Source organism: Pseudomonas sp. TE3728 (genome assembly GCF_056279145.1).
The window spans coordinates 3,591,706-3,605,170 of record NZ_JBWBQT010000001.1 but is presented as its reverse complement, the minus strand read 5'-3'; the positions used below and the strand labels follow the sequence as shown (position 1 = coordinate 3,605,170).

12 protein-coding genes are annotated in these 13,465 nt (G+C 59.5%); 3 read left to right on the top strand and 9 right to left on the bottom strand.

The features are described 5' to 3' along the window. Positions 1-79 precede the first annotated feature (79 nt). The 3 genes from choV to ACZ89R_RS15610 form a co-directional block, all read right to left on the bottom strand. Entirely contained in the window at positions 80-1,258 is a 1,179-nt protein-coding gene (gene choV / locus ACZ89R_RS15620) for a choline ABC transporter ATP-binding protein (RefSeq protein ID WP_052966693.1), read from the bottom strand. Further along, positions 1,255-2,100, bottom strand: a complete 846-nt coding sequence (gene choW / locus ACZ89R_RS15615) for a choline ABC transporter permease subunit (protein WP_007907521.1) — start codon at positions 2,098-2,100, stop codon at positions 1,255-1,257. The genes choV and choW overlap by 4 nt, the downstream gene beginning before the upstream one ends. Before the next feature lie 65 nt (positions 2,101-2,165). Next, on the bottom strand, positions 2,166-3,113 hold the full coding sequence (locus tag ACZ89R_RS15610; protein WP_008072543.1) for a choline ABC transporter substrate-binding protein: 948 nt from the start codon (positions 3,111-3,113) through the stop codon (positions 2,166-2,168). A 437-nt stretch (positions 3,114-3,550) separates the two neighbouring features. Here ACZ89R_RS15610 and ACZ89R_RS15605 point away from each other — a divergent pair, with 437 nt between their 5' ends. Then, positions 3,551-4,927, top strand: a complete 1,377-nt coding sequence (locus ACZ89R_RS15605; protein WP_429545313.1) for an L-serine ammonia-lyase — start codon at positions 3,551-3,553, stop codon at positions 4,925-4,927. A 532-nt stretch (positions 4,928-5,459) separates the two neighbouring features. Further along, positions 5,460-6,563, top strand: a complete 1,104-nt coding sequence (gbdR, locus tag ACZ89R_RS15600; protein ID WP_008072536.1) for a choline metabolism transcriptional regulator GbdR — start codon at positions 5,460-5,462, stop codon at positions 6,561-6,563. Between the two features lie 105 nt (positions 6,564-6,668). Here the strand turns inward: gbdR and ACZ89R_RS15595 are convergent, their stop codons facing one another. From ACZ89R_RS15595 to ACZ89R_RS15570, 6 genes are all read right to left on the bottom strand, one after another. Beyond that, positions 6,669-6,932 carry a hypothetical protein gene (locus ACZ89R_RS15595; RefSeq protein WP_123359165.1) on the bottom strand — a complete coding sequence of 88 codons (264 nt, stop codon included), beginning with the start codon at positions 6,930-6,932 and terminating at the stop codon, positions 6,669-6,671. A 399-nt stretch (positions 6,933-7,331) separates the two neighbouring features. Further along, the gene (locus ACZ89R_RS15590; protein ID WP_429545314.1) at positions 7,332-8,495 is read right to left on the bottom strand and encodes a gamma-butyrobetaine dioxygenase; all 1,164 of its coding nucleotides are present in this window, start codon (positions 8,493-8,495) and stop codon (positions 7,332-7,334) included. 13 nt (positions 8,496-8,508) lie between these two features. Continuing rightward, positions 8,509-8,985, bottom strand: a complete 477-nt coding sequence (locus ACZ89R_RS15585) for a thioesterase family protein (RefSeq protein ID WP_429545315.1) — start codon at positions 8,983-8,985, stop codon at positions 8,509-8,511. Between the two features lie 166 nt (positions 8,986-9,151). Further along, positions 9,152-10,117, bottom strand: a complete 966-nt coding sequence (locus ACZ89R_RS15580) for an L-carnitine dehydrogenase (RefSeq protein ID WP_429545316.1) — start codon at positions 10,115-10,117, stop codon at positions 9,152-9,154. 142 nt (positions 10,118-10,259) lie between these two features. Next, entirely contained in the window at positions 10,260-11,147 is an 888-nt protein-coding gene (gene cdhC / locus ACZ89R_RS15575; RefSeq protein ID WP_008008106.1) for a 3-dehydrocarnitine:acetyl-CoA trimethylamine transferase CdhC, read from the bottom strand. A gap of 100 nt (positions 11,148-11,247) precedes the next feature. Next, complete coding sequence (locus ACZ89R_RS15570; RefSeq protein WP_429545317.1) at positions 11,248-12,192, bottom strand: choline ABC transporter substrate-binding protein; 945 nt, start codon at positions 12,190-12,192, stop codon at positions 11,248-11,250. 224 nt (positions 12,193-12,416) lie between these two features. On the opposite strand from ACZ89R_RS15570, the gene ACZ89R_RS15565 reads away from it, so the two are divergent. Next, entirely contained in the window at positions 12,417-13,376 is a 960-nt protein-coding gene (locus ACZ89R_RS15565) for a GlxA family transcriptional regulator (protein WP_429545318.1), read from the top strand. Positions 13,377-13,465 lie beyond the last annotated feature (89 nt).

Below are 13,465 nucleotides of genomic sequence, written 5' to 3'. Positions count from 1 at the left end.
AACTCCAAAACTGCATTACCCGATATCCCATAAACAAAAACGCCGCGATCTCTCGCGGCGTTTTTGTGTCTGCTGCTTCTTACCCCAGGTTCTTGCCGAGCAGCGCGTGGTACAGCTCGCTGTCGCCAAGAATCCCGACAACCTTGTTGTTGTCATGCAACACCAGCTTATTGCCGGTCTGGTAACGAATCTGCAACGCATCGCGCATGCCGATGTTGGAATCCACCAATGTTGGCCGACGGCCCAAACCTTCAACCGCTTGCCCCGGTATCCAGTTCTGCAGGTCCAGGCTCGAACCGTTCTGGCGGGCGCCTTTGATGGTGTTGCCTTCGGCCAGGTCCAGCCACGAATCGCCGCCCGGATCCAGGCACACCGAACCGTTGATGCGTTTGCAGTTGTCCAGGGTGCGCATCAGGCTGCGACCGCACAATACGTTCAACGGATTGGTGTGGGCGACGAAGGTGCGCACGTAATCGTCCGCAGGATTGAGGACGATTTCTTCCGGTTTGCTGTACTGGATGATCCGGCCGTCTTTCATGATGGCGATACGGCTGCCGAGCTTCAGGGCTTCATCGAGGTCGTGGCTTACGAAAACGATGGTCTTGCTCAGTTTACGTTGCAGTTCCAGCAGTTCGTCTTGCAGGCCTTGGCGGATCAGCGGGTCGAGGGCCGAGAACGGTTCGTCCATCAGCAGAATGTCGGCGTCCATCGCCAGCGCTCGGGCCAGGCCGACACGCTGTTGCATACCACCGGATAGCTCATTGGGTTTCTTGTTGCGCCACTGGGTCAGGCCCACCAGTTCGAGTTTTTCATCGACCAGTTTTTTCCGTTCCTTCTCCGGCCGGCCCTGCATTTCCAGACCGAAGCTGATGTTCTCGCGCACCGTCAGCCAAGGCATCAGGGCGAACTTCTGGAACACCATCGCGATGCGCTTGGTGCGCATCATTTTCAGTTCCGCCGGCGTGCACGAGGCGATGTCGATCTGCTTGCCTTCGTGCTCGACGAACAACTTGCCACGGCTGACGGTGTTAAGGCCGTTGATGCAGCGCAACAGGCTGGATTTACCGGAGCCGGACAGGCCCATCAGTACGCAGATTTCACCTTTTTCGACGTCCAGGCTGGCCTTTTCGACACCGACGATTTGCCCGGTCTTTTTCAGAATCTCGTTGCGGGTCATGCCCTGGTCGAGGAGTTTGAGCGCCTCGCGCGGGTCTTTGGAGAAGATCACGTCCACGTCTTCGAAGCGAATAATGCTCATGCGTCACCCCCTACTTTAGCGTCGGGTTGTTTGCAGATACGGTCGAGCATGATCGCCAGCAGTACGATCGCCAGGCCTGCTTCGAAGCCCAGTGCGATATCAGCAGTGTTCAGTGCGTTGACCACGGGTTTGCCCAGGCCATCGGCGCCCACCAGTGCCGCAATCACCACCATCGACAACGACAGCATGATGCACTGGGTGATACCGGCCGCGATGCTTGGCATGGCGTGGGGCAGTTCAATTCGCGAGAGCAGCTGACGGCGCGAGCAGCCAAAGGCCTTGCCGGCGTCCATCAGTTCGTCCGGAACATCGCGGATACCCAGGTAGGTCAGGCGGATGGGCGCGGCAATCGCGAACACCACCGTCGAAATCAGACCCGGGACCACACCCAGACCGAAGAGGGTCAGGGTAGGAATGAGGTACACGAAGGTCGGCACGGTCTGCATCAGATCGAGCACCGGCCGCATCACTGTGTAGAACATCGGTTTGTGCGCGGCGACGATGCCCAACGGCACGCCGATCAGCACGCACACCAGGGTGGCGAACAACACCTGGGCGAGGGTTTCCATGGTTTCCTGCCAGTACCCCAGATTGAGGATCAGCAGAAAGGAGGCGATGACGAAAACGGTCAGGCCCCATTTGCGTTGGATGAAGTGTGCCAGTAGCGCGATGAGGCCGATCAATGCCAGCGGGTTGAACCAGGTCAGCGCAAAAGTCACACCGTGGATCATCGTTTCCAGTGACACGGCGATTGCGTCGAAGGTGCTGGCGCCGTTTTGCGTCAACCATTCAACGAAGCCCGCGATGTACTGGCCTAAAGGTATTTTCTGATCAATCAGCATGGTAGTGAACGTCCGCATGCAAGGGAATAAACAGCCCGGGCGAGCGAACTCGCCCGGCGTAAGCATTACTGCGCAAGCTTGGCTTTCACGGCCTCCAGGCCAGGTTTACCGTCAATGGTGGTCACGCCAGCAAGCCAGGTATCGAGCACCTGTGGATTCTTTTTCAGCCAGGCCTTGGCGGCCGCGTCAGGCTTCATTTTGTCGTCCAGGACGTTGCCCATCAGCGTGCTTTCCATGTCGAGGGTAAACACCAGGTTTTTCAGCAACTGACCGACGTTGCTGCATTCCTGTGCGTAACCCTTGCGGGTGTTGGTGTAGATGGTCGCCTGGCCGAAGTTCGGGCCGAAGTATTCGTCGCCGCCGGTCAGGTACTTCATCTTGAATCGCGTGTTCATCGGGTGCGGTTCCCAGCCCAGGAACACCACGGCGGTGTTGCGGCGCTGGGCGCGATCGACTTGCGAGAGCATGCCTGCCTCGCTGGACTCGACCACCTTGAAGCCGGCGTCTTTCAGGCCGAAGGCGTTCTTGTCGATCATGCTCTGGATCAGGCGGTTGCCGTCGTTACCCGGTTCGATGCCATAGATCTTGCCGTCGAGTTCTTTCTTGAACTTGGCGATGTCGGCGAAATCTTTCAGACCTTTGTTATACAACTCTTCGGGGACGGCGAGTGTGTATTTTGCGTTTTCCAGATTAGCGCGCAGGGTGTCCACGGTGCCGGCATCGCGATAGGCCTTGATGTCGTTTTCCATGGTCGGCATCCAGTTACCGAGGAACACGTCCATGTTCTTGCCGTCGGCCAGGGACTTGTAGGTCACCGGCACGGAAATCATCGTGGTTTTGGTCTTGTAGCCCAAGGCATCAAGAACGACGCTGGTGGTGGCGGTAGTGACGGTAATGTCCGTCCAGCCGACATCGGAGAAGTTTACGGTGCTGCATTGGGCCGGTTCTGCGGCTTGAGCCAGAAACGGCAGACTCAGCATGGCGGCCAACAACAACGACGGGGAACCTTTCATAAGGGGCGACTCCTTGGTGTTTTTTTTGGCAGTGTTCCGACTGGACCACCGCACTTATCTGTTGCGGTTGGATGGCGTTTTGGAGACAGCTCTACCACGGCGCCTTGCAATCGAGTCGATACGATCATGTACCAGTGAAAATCTGACGCCTACAGGGTGCGTCGTAACCAGTACAGGGATGGTCGCATCCAGTGTCGGTAACGTCGTTTACAGCTTTTTTCAGCCCGTTTTGCCCCGCTGATCCGCAAAAAAACGGCGAAAACACTGCGTAAGCGGCTTGCGGCGCTAGCGGGCATGAGTGCGTCGGTGTGAGACGTTGAACGACATGACAAAAGCCTGATGATGCGGCCATCTCGGCGGATTGCAGCTTGAGCGTAGCAGCTCCGTCACTGGGCGCTTTTGCGCCTGGAGCAGGCACATCCAGGAGTTCAGCAGTAATGGCTATCAGCGTTTTCGACTTGTTCAAAATCGGCATCGGCCCTTCCAGTTCGCACACCGTGGGGCCTATGCGCGCCGCGGCGCTGTTCGTGCAAGGTTTGCGTGAACAGAGTCTTTTGGAACAAGTAAGGCGTGTCGAAGTTCAGCTTTATGGTTCGTTATCTGCCACCGGCATCGGTCATGGCAGCGACAACGCGGTGATCATGGGGCTGATGGGCGAGTGGCCGGACGCGATCGATCCGTCGCAAATCGGCATCCGCATCGAGACCCTGCGTGAAACCGACACGCTACTGCTCGACGGTCGCTTGTCGGTTCCGTTCATCTGGGCCCGGGACATGCGCCTGATCGACGAGAACCTGCCGTTCCATCCCAACGCCATGACTCTGGTTGCCGAAGGCGATCACGGTGAACTGCATCGCGACACCTACTATTCCATAGGCGGCGGTTTTGTCGTCGATGAAGCACAGGCTTCCAGCGGCGTGGTGGATCTGGATAGCACCGTGCTGCCTTACGACTTCTCCAGTGCCGTCGAGCTGCTCAGTCTCTGCAAGCAGCACAACCTGCGCGTTGCAGAGCTGATGATGGCCAACGAGAAAGTCTGGCGCAGCGAAGAGGAAATTCGCGCCGGCCTGATGAAACTCTGGCGCGCGATGCAAGATTGCGTGGAGCAAGGCCTCAAGCACGAAGGCATCTTGCCCGGTGGCCTGAATGTGCGTCGTCGCGCGGCCAAACTGCACCGCAGCCTGCAAGAACTGAACAAGCCCAACGTGATCGGCTCGACCTTGAGCGCCATGGAGTGGGTCAACCTGTTCGCCCTGGCGGTCAACGAAGAAAACGCTGCTGGCGGGCGCATGGTTACGGCGCCGACCAACGGCGCGGCGGGGATCATTCCGGCGGTGTTGCACTACTTCATGAAGTTCAGCGAGGCAGTGACCGACGCCAACGTGGTCGATTACTTCCTCAGTGCCGCGGCGGTGGGGATTCTGTGCAAGAAGAACGCCTCGATTTCCGGTGCCGAGGTCGGTTGCCAGGGTGAAGTCGGTTCGGCCTGCGCCATGGCGGCGGCCGGGTTGGCGGAGATTCTCGGGGCCACACCGGAGCAATTGTGCAACGCGGCGGAAATCGGCCTGGAACATAATTTGGGCCTGACCTGCGATCCCGTGGGTGGGCTGGTGCAAGTGCCGTGCATCGAGCGCAATGCGATTGCCGCAGTGAAAGCGATCAACGCGGCGCAGATGGCGCTGCGGGGTGACGGTCAGCACTTTATCTCGCTGGATCGGGTGATCCGCACCATGCGTGATACCGGTGCCGACATGCACGACAAATATAAAGAGACATCGCGCGGTGGGTTAGCGGTTAGCGCGGTTGAGTGTTGAATCAGTAATACCGAGTCGCCTGCTTCGCGAGCAAGCCCGCTCCCACATTGGATTTGTGCATGACGCTGATTAAATGTGGGAGCGGGCTTGCTCGCGAAGGGGCCAGACCAGTCAAAACTGCGCACTAAGTGAACACCTGCACCAAAACGCGCCACCTTTTAGCGCGTCGCAAACAGGTAAGCCTGTCTCCCCCAGTCAGGGATCCAATTCAAGCCTGACCGTCCGTCACCTGTGCTTGCGGTGACACTCTCCCCAGGAGCGTCGCAGCCCTGTTCCCACAAGTGCTACCGATTTGCTCACAGGCAACGGGGTAGCGGGTTTGCGGCCTCTAATGGCACTTATGACCTCTTATCTCTGCGCGCCATATCTAGACGCATCGCGACGTCGTTTTCAGGAGTTATTGAACACGCATTCAAGTTTAGGCATGGCAATTGCTCTGTCATTACAAAGCCCGTCTCCCACGCGAGAACGATGGCAATAAAAAGAGCCTCCGCCTGAGGCCAACACCCGCTTTGTGTGAGGAGATACCGCGATGACGACGTTCAACTCCGGGGCTCAACCCCAGAACCGTGCGCCTCAATCCATCGGCTTTTTGCTGCTGGACAATTTCACGCTTATTTCTCTGGCCTCCGCAGTGGAACCTCTGCGCATGGCCAACCAATTGTCCGGCCGCGAGCTGTATCGCTGGACCACACTCACCGTCGATGGCGGTCAGGTCTGGGCCAGTGACGGACTGCAAATCACCCCCGACGCCTCCATGCACAAAGCGCCTCCCCTGGACACTGTCATTGTCTGCGGCGGCATCGGTATTCAGCGTACTGTTACCCGTGAACACGTGTCGTGGCTGCAAAGCCAGGCGCGTCAGCACCGTCGTCTCGGCGCGGTCTGCACCGGCAGCTGGGCCCTGGCTTGCGCCGGTCTGCTGGACGGTTTCGATTGCAGCGTGCACTGGGAATGCCTGGCGTCGATGCAGGAAGCTTTCCCGCGGGTGGCCATGAGCACTCGTCTGTTCACCCTCGATCGCAACCGTTTCACCAGCTCCGGCGGCACCGCGCCGCTGGACATGATGCTGCACCTGATCAGCCGCGATCACGGTCGTGAACTGTCGGCCGCGATCTCGGAAATGTTCGTCTACGAGCGCATCCGCAACGAGCAGGATCACCAGCGCGTGCCGCTCAAGCACATGCTCGGCACTAACCAGCCGAAGTTGCAGGAAATCGTCGCGCTGATGGAAGCCAACCTCGAAGAGCCGATCGACCTCGACGAACTGGCGGTGTACGTCGCTGTTTCGCGTCGTCAGCTGGAGCGGTTGTTCCAGAAATACCTGCACTGCTCGCCGTCGCGTTACTACCTGAAACTGCGCCTGATTCGCGCCCGGCAGCTGCTCAAGCAAACGCCGATGTCGATCATCGAAGTGGCGTCGGTATGTGGTTTCGTGTCTACGCCGCACTTCTCCAAGTGCTACCGCGAATACTTCGGCATTCCGCCGCGCGACGAGCGCGTGGGTTCCAACACCACGCAACAAGTGGCGATGATGCCGTTGCCGCAAGCGCTGGTGCTGTCGCCATTGTCCGGGCCGCTGTCGGCGTTGAGTCAGGCGCGCAATGAGTCGACTTTCGCGAGCGTAAGGCTCTAAACCGAGGCGCTCCATTCGCGAGCAAGCCCGCTCCCACATTCGACCGAGCTCTCTCAGGGGAACGCGGTCGAATGTGGGAGCGGGCTTGCTCGCGAAGGCGGTTTATCAGGCGCTACGGCTTTGCTGATACTCCGCCAGCGCAGGCAGCAATTGCCTGTCGATGGCCTGGCGCACGGCCGGCAGGATGGTCGCGCTGCTGGTATACATCTGCTTCACCATAGTGCGCAGCGTCATCGCCCGCTCATCGTTCAAGCCTCGCACCGCACACTCGCAAGCCTGCTCGGCTGTAGAGCCATTCGGCACTTGAAAACCCAACGATTTCAGCTGGCCCAACAGGTCTTCCTGGTCAATCAAATCGGCGTGCATCATGACGCAATCCTTCTTCAGGGAACGGTGTCGTGGCTCGATTCTGGTAGGGGCTGGGGATGGCGGCAAGGACGATTTGTCGCAATGGCCGCAATACCTATGAACAGGTCGCTTTCGGCTAACTTGCGAATGATGGGAGTGGGCACACTGGACTCAGCTGGCTTCACGAAGGTTTGGTCACCCTCGCGCAACAGCTCCTCAACAGTACCCTCCTCAGCTCCGATCCTGTCACGGCTTGATCGGGGTTTTTTTTGCCTGTGAATCAGCTGGAAACTTGGTGTCTGGGCGGGCGCCATCGCGAGCAGGCTCGCTCCCACAGGTGACCTGCAGCGGCCTCATTATTTGTGTACGACACAAATCCAATGTGGGAGCGAGCCTGCTCGCGATGAACGATGACGCGGTCTACCGTTGCAACACCAAAATCCGCGACAACAACTCATCCCGGTCGACATAACACCCCTGGAAATGCCGGCCACCGGTAGCGGGGTCGAAAGCGTTGCGGGCGTGCAGGGTGCGGCGGTTGTCGAAGCACCACAGCTCACCGGGTTTGAGCCGCGTCATTACCCGGAAGCGCGCCTCGCGGGTCATCGCAATGAAGCGCCGATACGCGCGATACAGCTTGGGCATCTGCTCGACTGAAGCATCGAACGGCCCACGCAGAAAGTTCGCCATGCGGATTTCCGACACCTGCCCGAAAGCATCCAGCGCGATGATTGGCGCCAGACAGCGGTAGTCGCTGTGGCGGTCCTTGTTGCGGAACTCCACGGGAATTTCACACAAGGCTTGAAACGCCTCGGGATCTTCCTGGCGCAAGGCTTGGGCGATGGCAAAACCGTCGACGAAAATGCTCTCGCCACCGTCTGCATCATTGACCAGGCAATGCAGAAATTGCAGCCCCGGTTGCAACTCTCGGGTTGGCAGGTCGCTGTGCAGCGGCAGGTTGAAGGCGGTGTAGGCATTGCTGTCGGCATCGGCCTTGGATTGCACGTTGAACAGCACACCGAAATTGCTCTCACGGATGAACGAAATCCGTTGGGCGATCAGCTTCAGCGAGCCCGGCTCAGTCGGTACGCCGCGAACCTGGGTCAGGCCGATGTCGCGCACGGCCAGCAACCATTGCAGCAAGGCGTCGTCGTCATCCATCAACGCCTGATAGTCGAACACCGGCAACTTCAGCTGGCTGTCCCATAGCTTGCTTTTCGGTTTGGTGGCCCGGCGTTCGGCGCGGGACTCATCGTCATACGCGTGAGCTCGCAGCCAGCCCGGATCGAAGCGGCTGAGATGGCCGTCCTGCCAAGCGACACACAGACAACCTTCGGCATCGATTCGTGCACTGTCGGGGATCAGATTTTCCGCGACATCGACGATTTCCAGCACTTGCTCGCGGGTCACCGAGTAGACGCACTGCGGGCACGGGCAGTTGTCCCGTAGCCATTGATGATGAAAAGGGCTGACCCGACCGTCCGCCCACTGCACTTGAATGCGGTCCGCCAGGGTGTGCACGGCGGTCAACGCGCTGATCAACGGATAGGTGCGGAAATCGGCAAAAGCGGCGGCGGTGTTCATGACGAGCTCCTTGTTATTTTTCGGGCGGTAAAGCGATCACTCGGCCGATGAAGGCGGGGGCGGGCAGGTCGGCTTGCTCGGCAACAATGGCTTGCAGCTTGCTCAAGGTTTCATCGCTGAACGGTGCGGATCGCGGCCCGGCGAGGTCGACGTGCAGCAGCATTTGTTCATTGCCCGCCAGCTCCTTGTCACCGCCCACCAGATGCAGGCTGTGGTAGAGGTGCAGGCGCTTGCGGTCATGGCCGATGATCTGGGTGTGCACTTCGACGTCGGCATCGAGCTTCACTTCGTGCAGGTAGTTGAGGTGCAGCTCGAGGGTGAACAGCGAATTGCCGCTGGCTTCGCGGTTGTTGCTGTCCATGCCCAGACGATCCATCAGCGCGTCGGTGGCGTAGCTGAAAATCAGCAGATAGAAGGCATCGCGGAGATGGCCGTTGTAGTCGACCCAATCGGGGATGATTTTGGTTTGGTAGGTGGTGAGGGTGGGCATGGTGAGTGATCCAAAATAAAGGGTGACTGGACTACCGCAATCGCGAGCAGGCTCGCTCCCACAGGGGATATTCTGGGTGACATGGATTGTATTCACACCTCAAATCAACTGTGGGAGCGAGCCTGCTCGCGATGGGGCCAGACCCGCTGGCCCGATAAGCATAGGGTTACTCGCTGAACGCCATCCCATGCTTCTCTTTGGTGGTCTTCACCGCTTCCAGCACCGCCAGCAAGCAATCATCACGATAGCGCTCCAGCGCCGAGATGCTGTGCTTACCCAGTTGATCACTGGTGCCATCCACCACATCATCAATCAATTTGTCGGTCAGCTCCGGTGCAGGCAGATAGGTCCAGGGCAACTGCAGCGCCGGCCCGAATTGCGCCATGAAGTGCCGCATGCCGGCGTCGCCGCCCGCCAGGGTGTAAGTCAGGAAAGTGCCCATGAATGACCAGCGCAGGCCCGCGCCAAAACGAATCGCATCGTCGATTTCACCGGTGGTCGCCACACCGTCGTTAACCAGATGCAACGCCTCACGCCATAGCGCTTCGAGCAAACGGTCGGCGATAAATCCAGGGACTTCCTTGCGCACATGCAGCGGGCGCATGCCCAAGGATTCATAGACTTTCATTGCCGCTTGAACCGCTTGCGGCGCGGTATTTTTGCCACCGACCACTTCCACCAATGGCAGCAGGTAAACCGGGTTGAACGGATGCCCGACCACGCAGCGTTCCGGGTGCGTCGAGCTCTCGTAGAACTCGCTCGGCAACAGCCCCGACGTACTGGAACCGATCAAGGCATTGGGCTTGGCCGCCGCGCTGATTTTGCTGTGCAATTCCAGTTTCAGCTCCAGTCGTTCTGGAGCGCTTTCCTGGATGAAATCCGCGTCGCGAACGCATTCTTCGATAGTGGCGACAAAGCGCAGACGATCCTGCGACGCGCCGGGTGCCAGGCCTTGCTTCTCCAGTGCGCCCCAGGCATTGGCGACGCGTTTGCGCAGCGCCGCTTCGGCTCCGGGCGCCGGGTCCCAGGCCACCACGTCGAGGCCGTGGGCGAGGGCGCGGGATACCCAGCCGCTGCCGATGACACCGCTGCCCAGAGCGGCGAAGGTTTTGATATCAGTGATAAAGCTCATGGTCACTTCCTGAATTTGGCTCGGAAAAAACTGTGGGAGCGAGCCTGCTCGCGATGGCGTCGGTACATCCGATGCATCAATTGAGGCAGGTAAACCGCTATCGCGAGCAGGCTCGCTCCCACAGGGGGAAAGTGCGTAAGGGTTAACCGCGCTTGGTCAGGCCCATTTTTGCCCGGCCTTCAGCTGGGGTCAGAACACGGGCACCGAGGCGGCTGAGGATTTCGCTGGCGCGCTCGACCAGTTGGCCGTTGGTCGCCAATACGCCCTTGTCCAGCCACAGGTTGTCTTCCAGACCGACCCGCACGTTGCCACCCAGCAGCACCGCTTGCGCCGCCATTGGCATTTGCATGCGACCGATGCCAAACCCGGCCCAGACCGCATCGGCCGGCAAGTTGTCGACCATGGCTTTCATGGTGGTGGTGTCGGCCGGCGCGCCCCATGGGATGCCCAGGCACAGCTGAAACAGCGGGTTATCGAGCAGGCCTTCTTTGATCATCTGTTTGGCGAACCACAGGTGGCCGGTGTCGAAGATTTCCAGCTCGGCCTTCACGCCCAGTTCTTGAATGCGTTTGGCGCCAGCGCGCAGCTGCGCCGGGGTGGAGACGTAAATGGTGTCGCCATCGCCGAAGTTCAGAGTGCCGCAATCGAGCGTGCAGATTTCCGGCAGCAGTTCTTCGACGTGGGCCAGACGGGTCAGCGGGCCGACCAGGTCAGTGTTCGGGCCGAACTCCATAGGGTTCTCGCCCGCGCCGATTTCCAGGTCTCCGCCCATGCCGGCGGTGAGGTTGACGATGATGTCGACGTCGGCCTCGCGGATACGCTCCATCACTTCGCGGTACAGCGCCACGTCACGGCTGAACTTGCCGGTTTGCGGGTCGCGAACGTGGCAGTGGACCACGGTGGCGCCAGCCTTGGCGGCTTCCACGGCGGCCGCGGCGATTTGTTTCGGGGTGACCGGCACGTGTGGGCTTCTGGCGGTCGTGTCGCCAGCACCGGTGAGTGCGCAGGTGATGATGACGTCGTGGTTCATGAGGCGGGTTCCTTACAGGCGTGATTTTTGGGTGTAGCTCAGGGCGTGACGATTCCGTTCGCAGCCCGGCCGGGCTGCGATTCGGTGGTTCATTTCGGGTTTATTTACTGGTCAGTTTCAGGTTTTCAGCCGCCGGTTTGCCGTCGAAGGTGGTCACGCCTTCGAGCCAGCGTTGCTTGTCTTGCGGGTGATCTTTCAGCCATTGCTTGGCCGATTCGAAAGCGTCTTTGTGATCGAGCAACGGCTGCATCATCCGGCTCTCGTCTTCGGCGGTGTAGGTCAGGTTGCTCAGCAAACGACCAATGTTCGGGCATTGCTCGGCGTACTTCGGCGCGGTGACCGTCCAGACGGTGGCCATGCCTTCGTTCGGGCCCAGAGCGTCTTCGCTGCCGGTGAGATAAGTCATTTGCACGTTGACGTTCATCGGGTGCGGTGCCCAGCCGAAGAACACCACGGCTTCCTTGCGCCGCACGGCGCGATCCACCGCCGCAAGCATGCCGGCCTCGCTGGACTCGACCAGCTGGAACTTGCCCAGGCCAAATTGATTCTTGGTGATCATCGCCTTGATCTGAGTGTTGGCGCCCGAGCCAGGCTCGATGCCGTAGATCTTGCCGCCCAGTTCTTTTTCGAACTTGGCGATGTCGGCGAAGGTTTTCAGGCCTTTGTCGGCGAGGTAAGTCGGCACGGCGAGGGTGGCGCGGGCATCCTTGAGGCTTGGTGCCTCCAGAACTTCGACCTGCTTGGCATCGACGAACGGGGTGATGGTCTGGGTCATCAGCGGGTTCCAGTAGCCCAGGAACAAGTCCAGACGCTGGTCGCGAATGCCGGCAAAGATGATTTGCTGGGAGGCGCTGGTCTGCTTGGTGTTGTAGCCGAGGCCATCGAGCAACACCTGGGTCATGGCGCTGGTAGCGATCACGTCGGTCCAGTTCACTACACCCATGCGCACGTTCTGGCACGACGCGGGTTCGGCCGCCATGACGCTGGCGCTCAAGAAAGCGGTACCGCTGAGTGCAAGAACACAGCTGCTGATCAGTCGTTTCATGTCGGGTTCCTCGGCAGGTCGTTATTGTGGGTCCGGTCATCTTTGTGTGCCGGTGATGCCAAGTTACGCAGCAAAGCCCCCGTGAAAACGCACTGCGGCGACCAGCTCTTGCACTGCAGCGACCTGCGCCCTTGAATGCTCGTTGCAAGTGGCGTATCAACGTCCACACGTTAACCGCCCTCTCGTTACCTGGCCTCTTTTTACCTGCTAAGCGAGTGCGCTCCATGTCCCAGGATTTCTACTTCTTGTTGATGCCGGGTTTTTCGGCGATCGGTTTTATCTCGGCCATCGAGCCGCTGCGGGTCGCCAATCGCTTTCGAGGCGAGCTGTACCGCTGGCATGTGTTGAGCGCCGATGGCGGGGCGGTGTTGGCCAGTAACGGCATGTCGGTCAACGCCGATGCAGCGCTGGAACCGCTGAAGAAAGGCGCTACCTTGCTGGTGGTCGCCGGTTTCGAGCCGCTGAAGTTCGCCACTCCGGCACTGGAGCATTGGTTGCGTCGCCTGGATAACGAAGGCGTGACCCTCGGCGCCATCGACACCGGCAGCTTCATCCTCGCTGAAGCCGGTCTGCTCGATGGCCATCGCCTGACCTTGCACTGGGAAGCCATCGACGCCTTCAAGGAGTCTTATCCACAACTCAGCGTCACTCAGGAGCTGTTCGAGATCGACCGCCGACGCATCACCTCTGCCGGCGGCACGGCCTCCATCGACCTGATGCTTGACCTCATCGGCCAGGCCCATGGCCCGGAACTGGCGATTCAGGTCAGCGAACAATTCGTGCTCGGGCGCATTCGCCCGCGCAAAGACCACCAGCGCATGGAAGTTGCCACGCGGTATGGCATCAGTAACAAGAAACTGGTGCAGGTGATCGGGGAGATGGAGCAGCACAGCGAACCGCCGCTGAGTACGCTGGCGCTGGCGGAATCGATCAAAGTGACCCGGCGTCAGTTAGAGCGGTTGTTTCGCCTGCATCTGAACGACACGCCGAGCAATTTCTACCTGCGGTTAAGGCTGGAGAAGGCGCGGCAGTTGCTGCGTCAGACGAACATGAGTGTGTTGGAAGTGAGTATTGCGTGCGGGTTTGAATCGCCGTCGTATTTCACCCGAAGCTATCGGGCGAGATTCGAGCGCTGCCCGCGTGAAGACCGACGACGGCTCGGAGATGGGCGGGAGCTGGTCTGAACTTAAGTTTTGACAACACCAGAGAATCCTGTGGGAGCGAGCCTGCTCGCGATGGCGGTCTGTCATTCAAGTTGATGTCGACTGATCCA

Excerpts from the sequence above, each read along its gene's own strand:
- choV (WP_052966693.1), bottom strand. The coding sequence starts at position 1,258 with ATGAGCATTATTCGCTTCGAAGACGTGGACGTGATCTTCTCCAAAGAC.
- choW (WP_007907521.1), bottom strand. The coding sequence starts at position 2,100 with ATGCTGATTGATCAGAAAATACCTTTAGGCCAGTACATCGCGGGCTTC.
- ACZ89R_RS15610 (WP_008072543.1), bottom strand. The coding sequence starts at position 3,113 with ATGAAAGGTTCCCCGTCGTTGTTGTTGGCCGCCATGCTGAGTCTGCCG.
- ACZ89R_RS15605 (WP_429545313.1), top strand. The coding sequence starts at position 3,551 with ATGGCTATCAGCGTTTTCGACTTGTTCAAAATCGGCATCGGCCCTTCC.
- gbdR (WP_008072536.1), top strand. The coding sequence starts at position 5,460 with ATGACGACGTTCAACTCCGGGGCTCAACCCCAGAACCGTGCGCCTCAA.
- ACZ89R_RS15595 (WP_123359165.1), bottom strand. The coding sequence starts at position 6,932 with ATGATGCACGCCGATTTGATTGACCAGGAAGACCTGTTGGGCCAGCTG.
- ACZ89R_RS15590 (WP_429545314.1), bottom strand. The coding sequence starts at position 8,495 with ATGAACACCGCCGCCGCTTTTGCCGATTTCCGCACCTATCCGTTGATC.
- ACZ89R_RS15585 (WP_429545315.1), bottom strand. The coding sequence starts at position 8,985 with ATGCCCACCCTCACCACCTACCAAACCAAAATCATCCCCGATTGGGTC.
- ACZ89R_RS15580 (WP_429545316.1), bottom strand. The coding sequence starts at position 10,117 with ATGAGCTTTATCACTGATATCAAAACCTTCGCCGCTCTGGGCAGCGGT.
- cdhC (WP_008008106.1), bottom strand. The coding sequence starts at position 11,147 with ATGAACCACGACGTCATCATCACCTGCGCACTCACCGGTGCTGGCGAC.
- ACZ89R_RS15570 (WP_429545317.1), bottom strand. The coding sequence starts at position 12,192 with ATGAAACGACTGATCAGCAGCTGTGTTCTTGCACTCAGCGGTACCGCT.
- ACZ89R_RS15565 (WP_429545318.1), top strand. The coding sequence starts at position 12,417 with ATGTCCCAGGATTTCTACTTCTTGTTGATGCCGGGTTTTTCGGCGATC.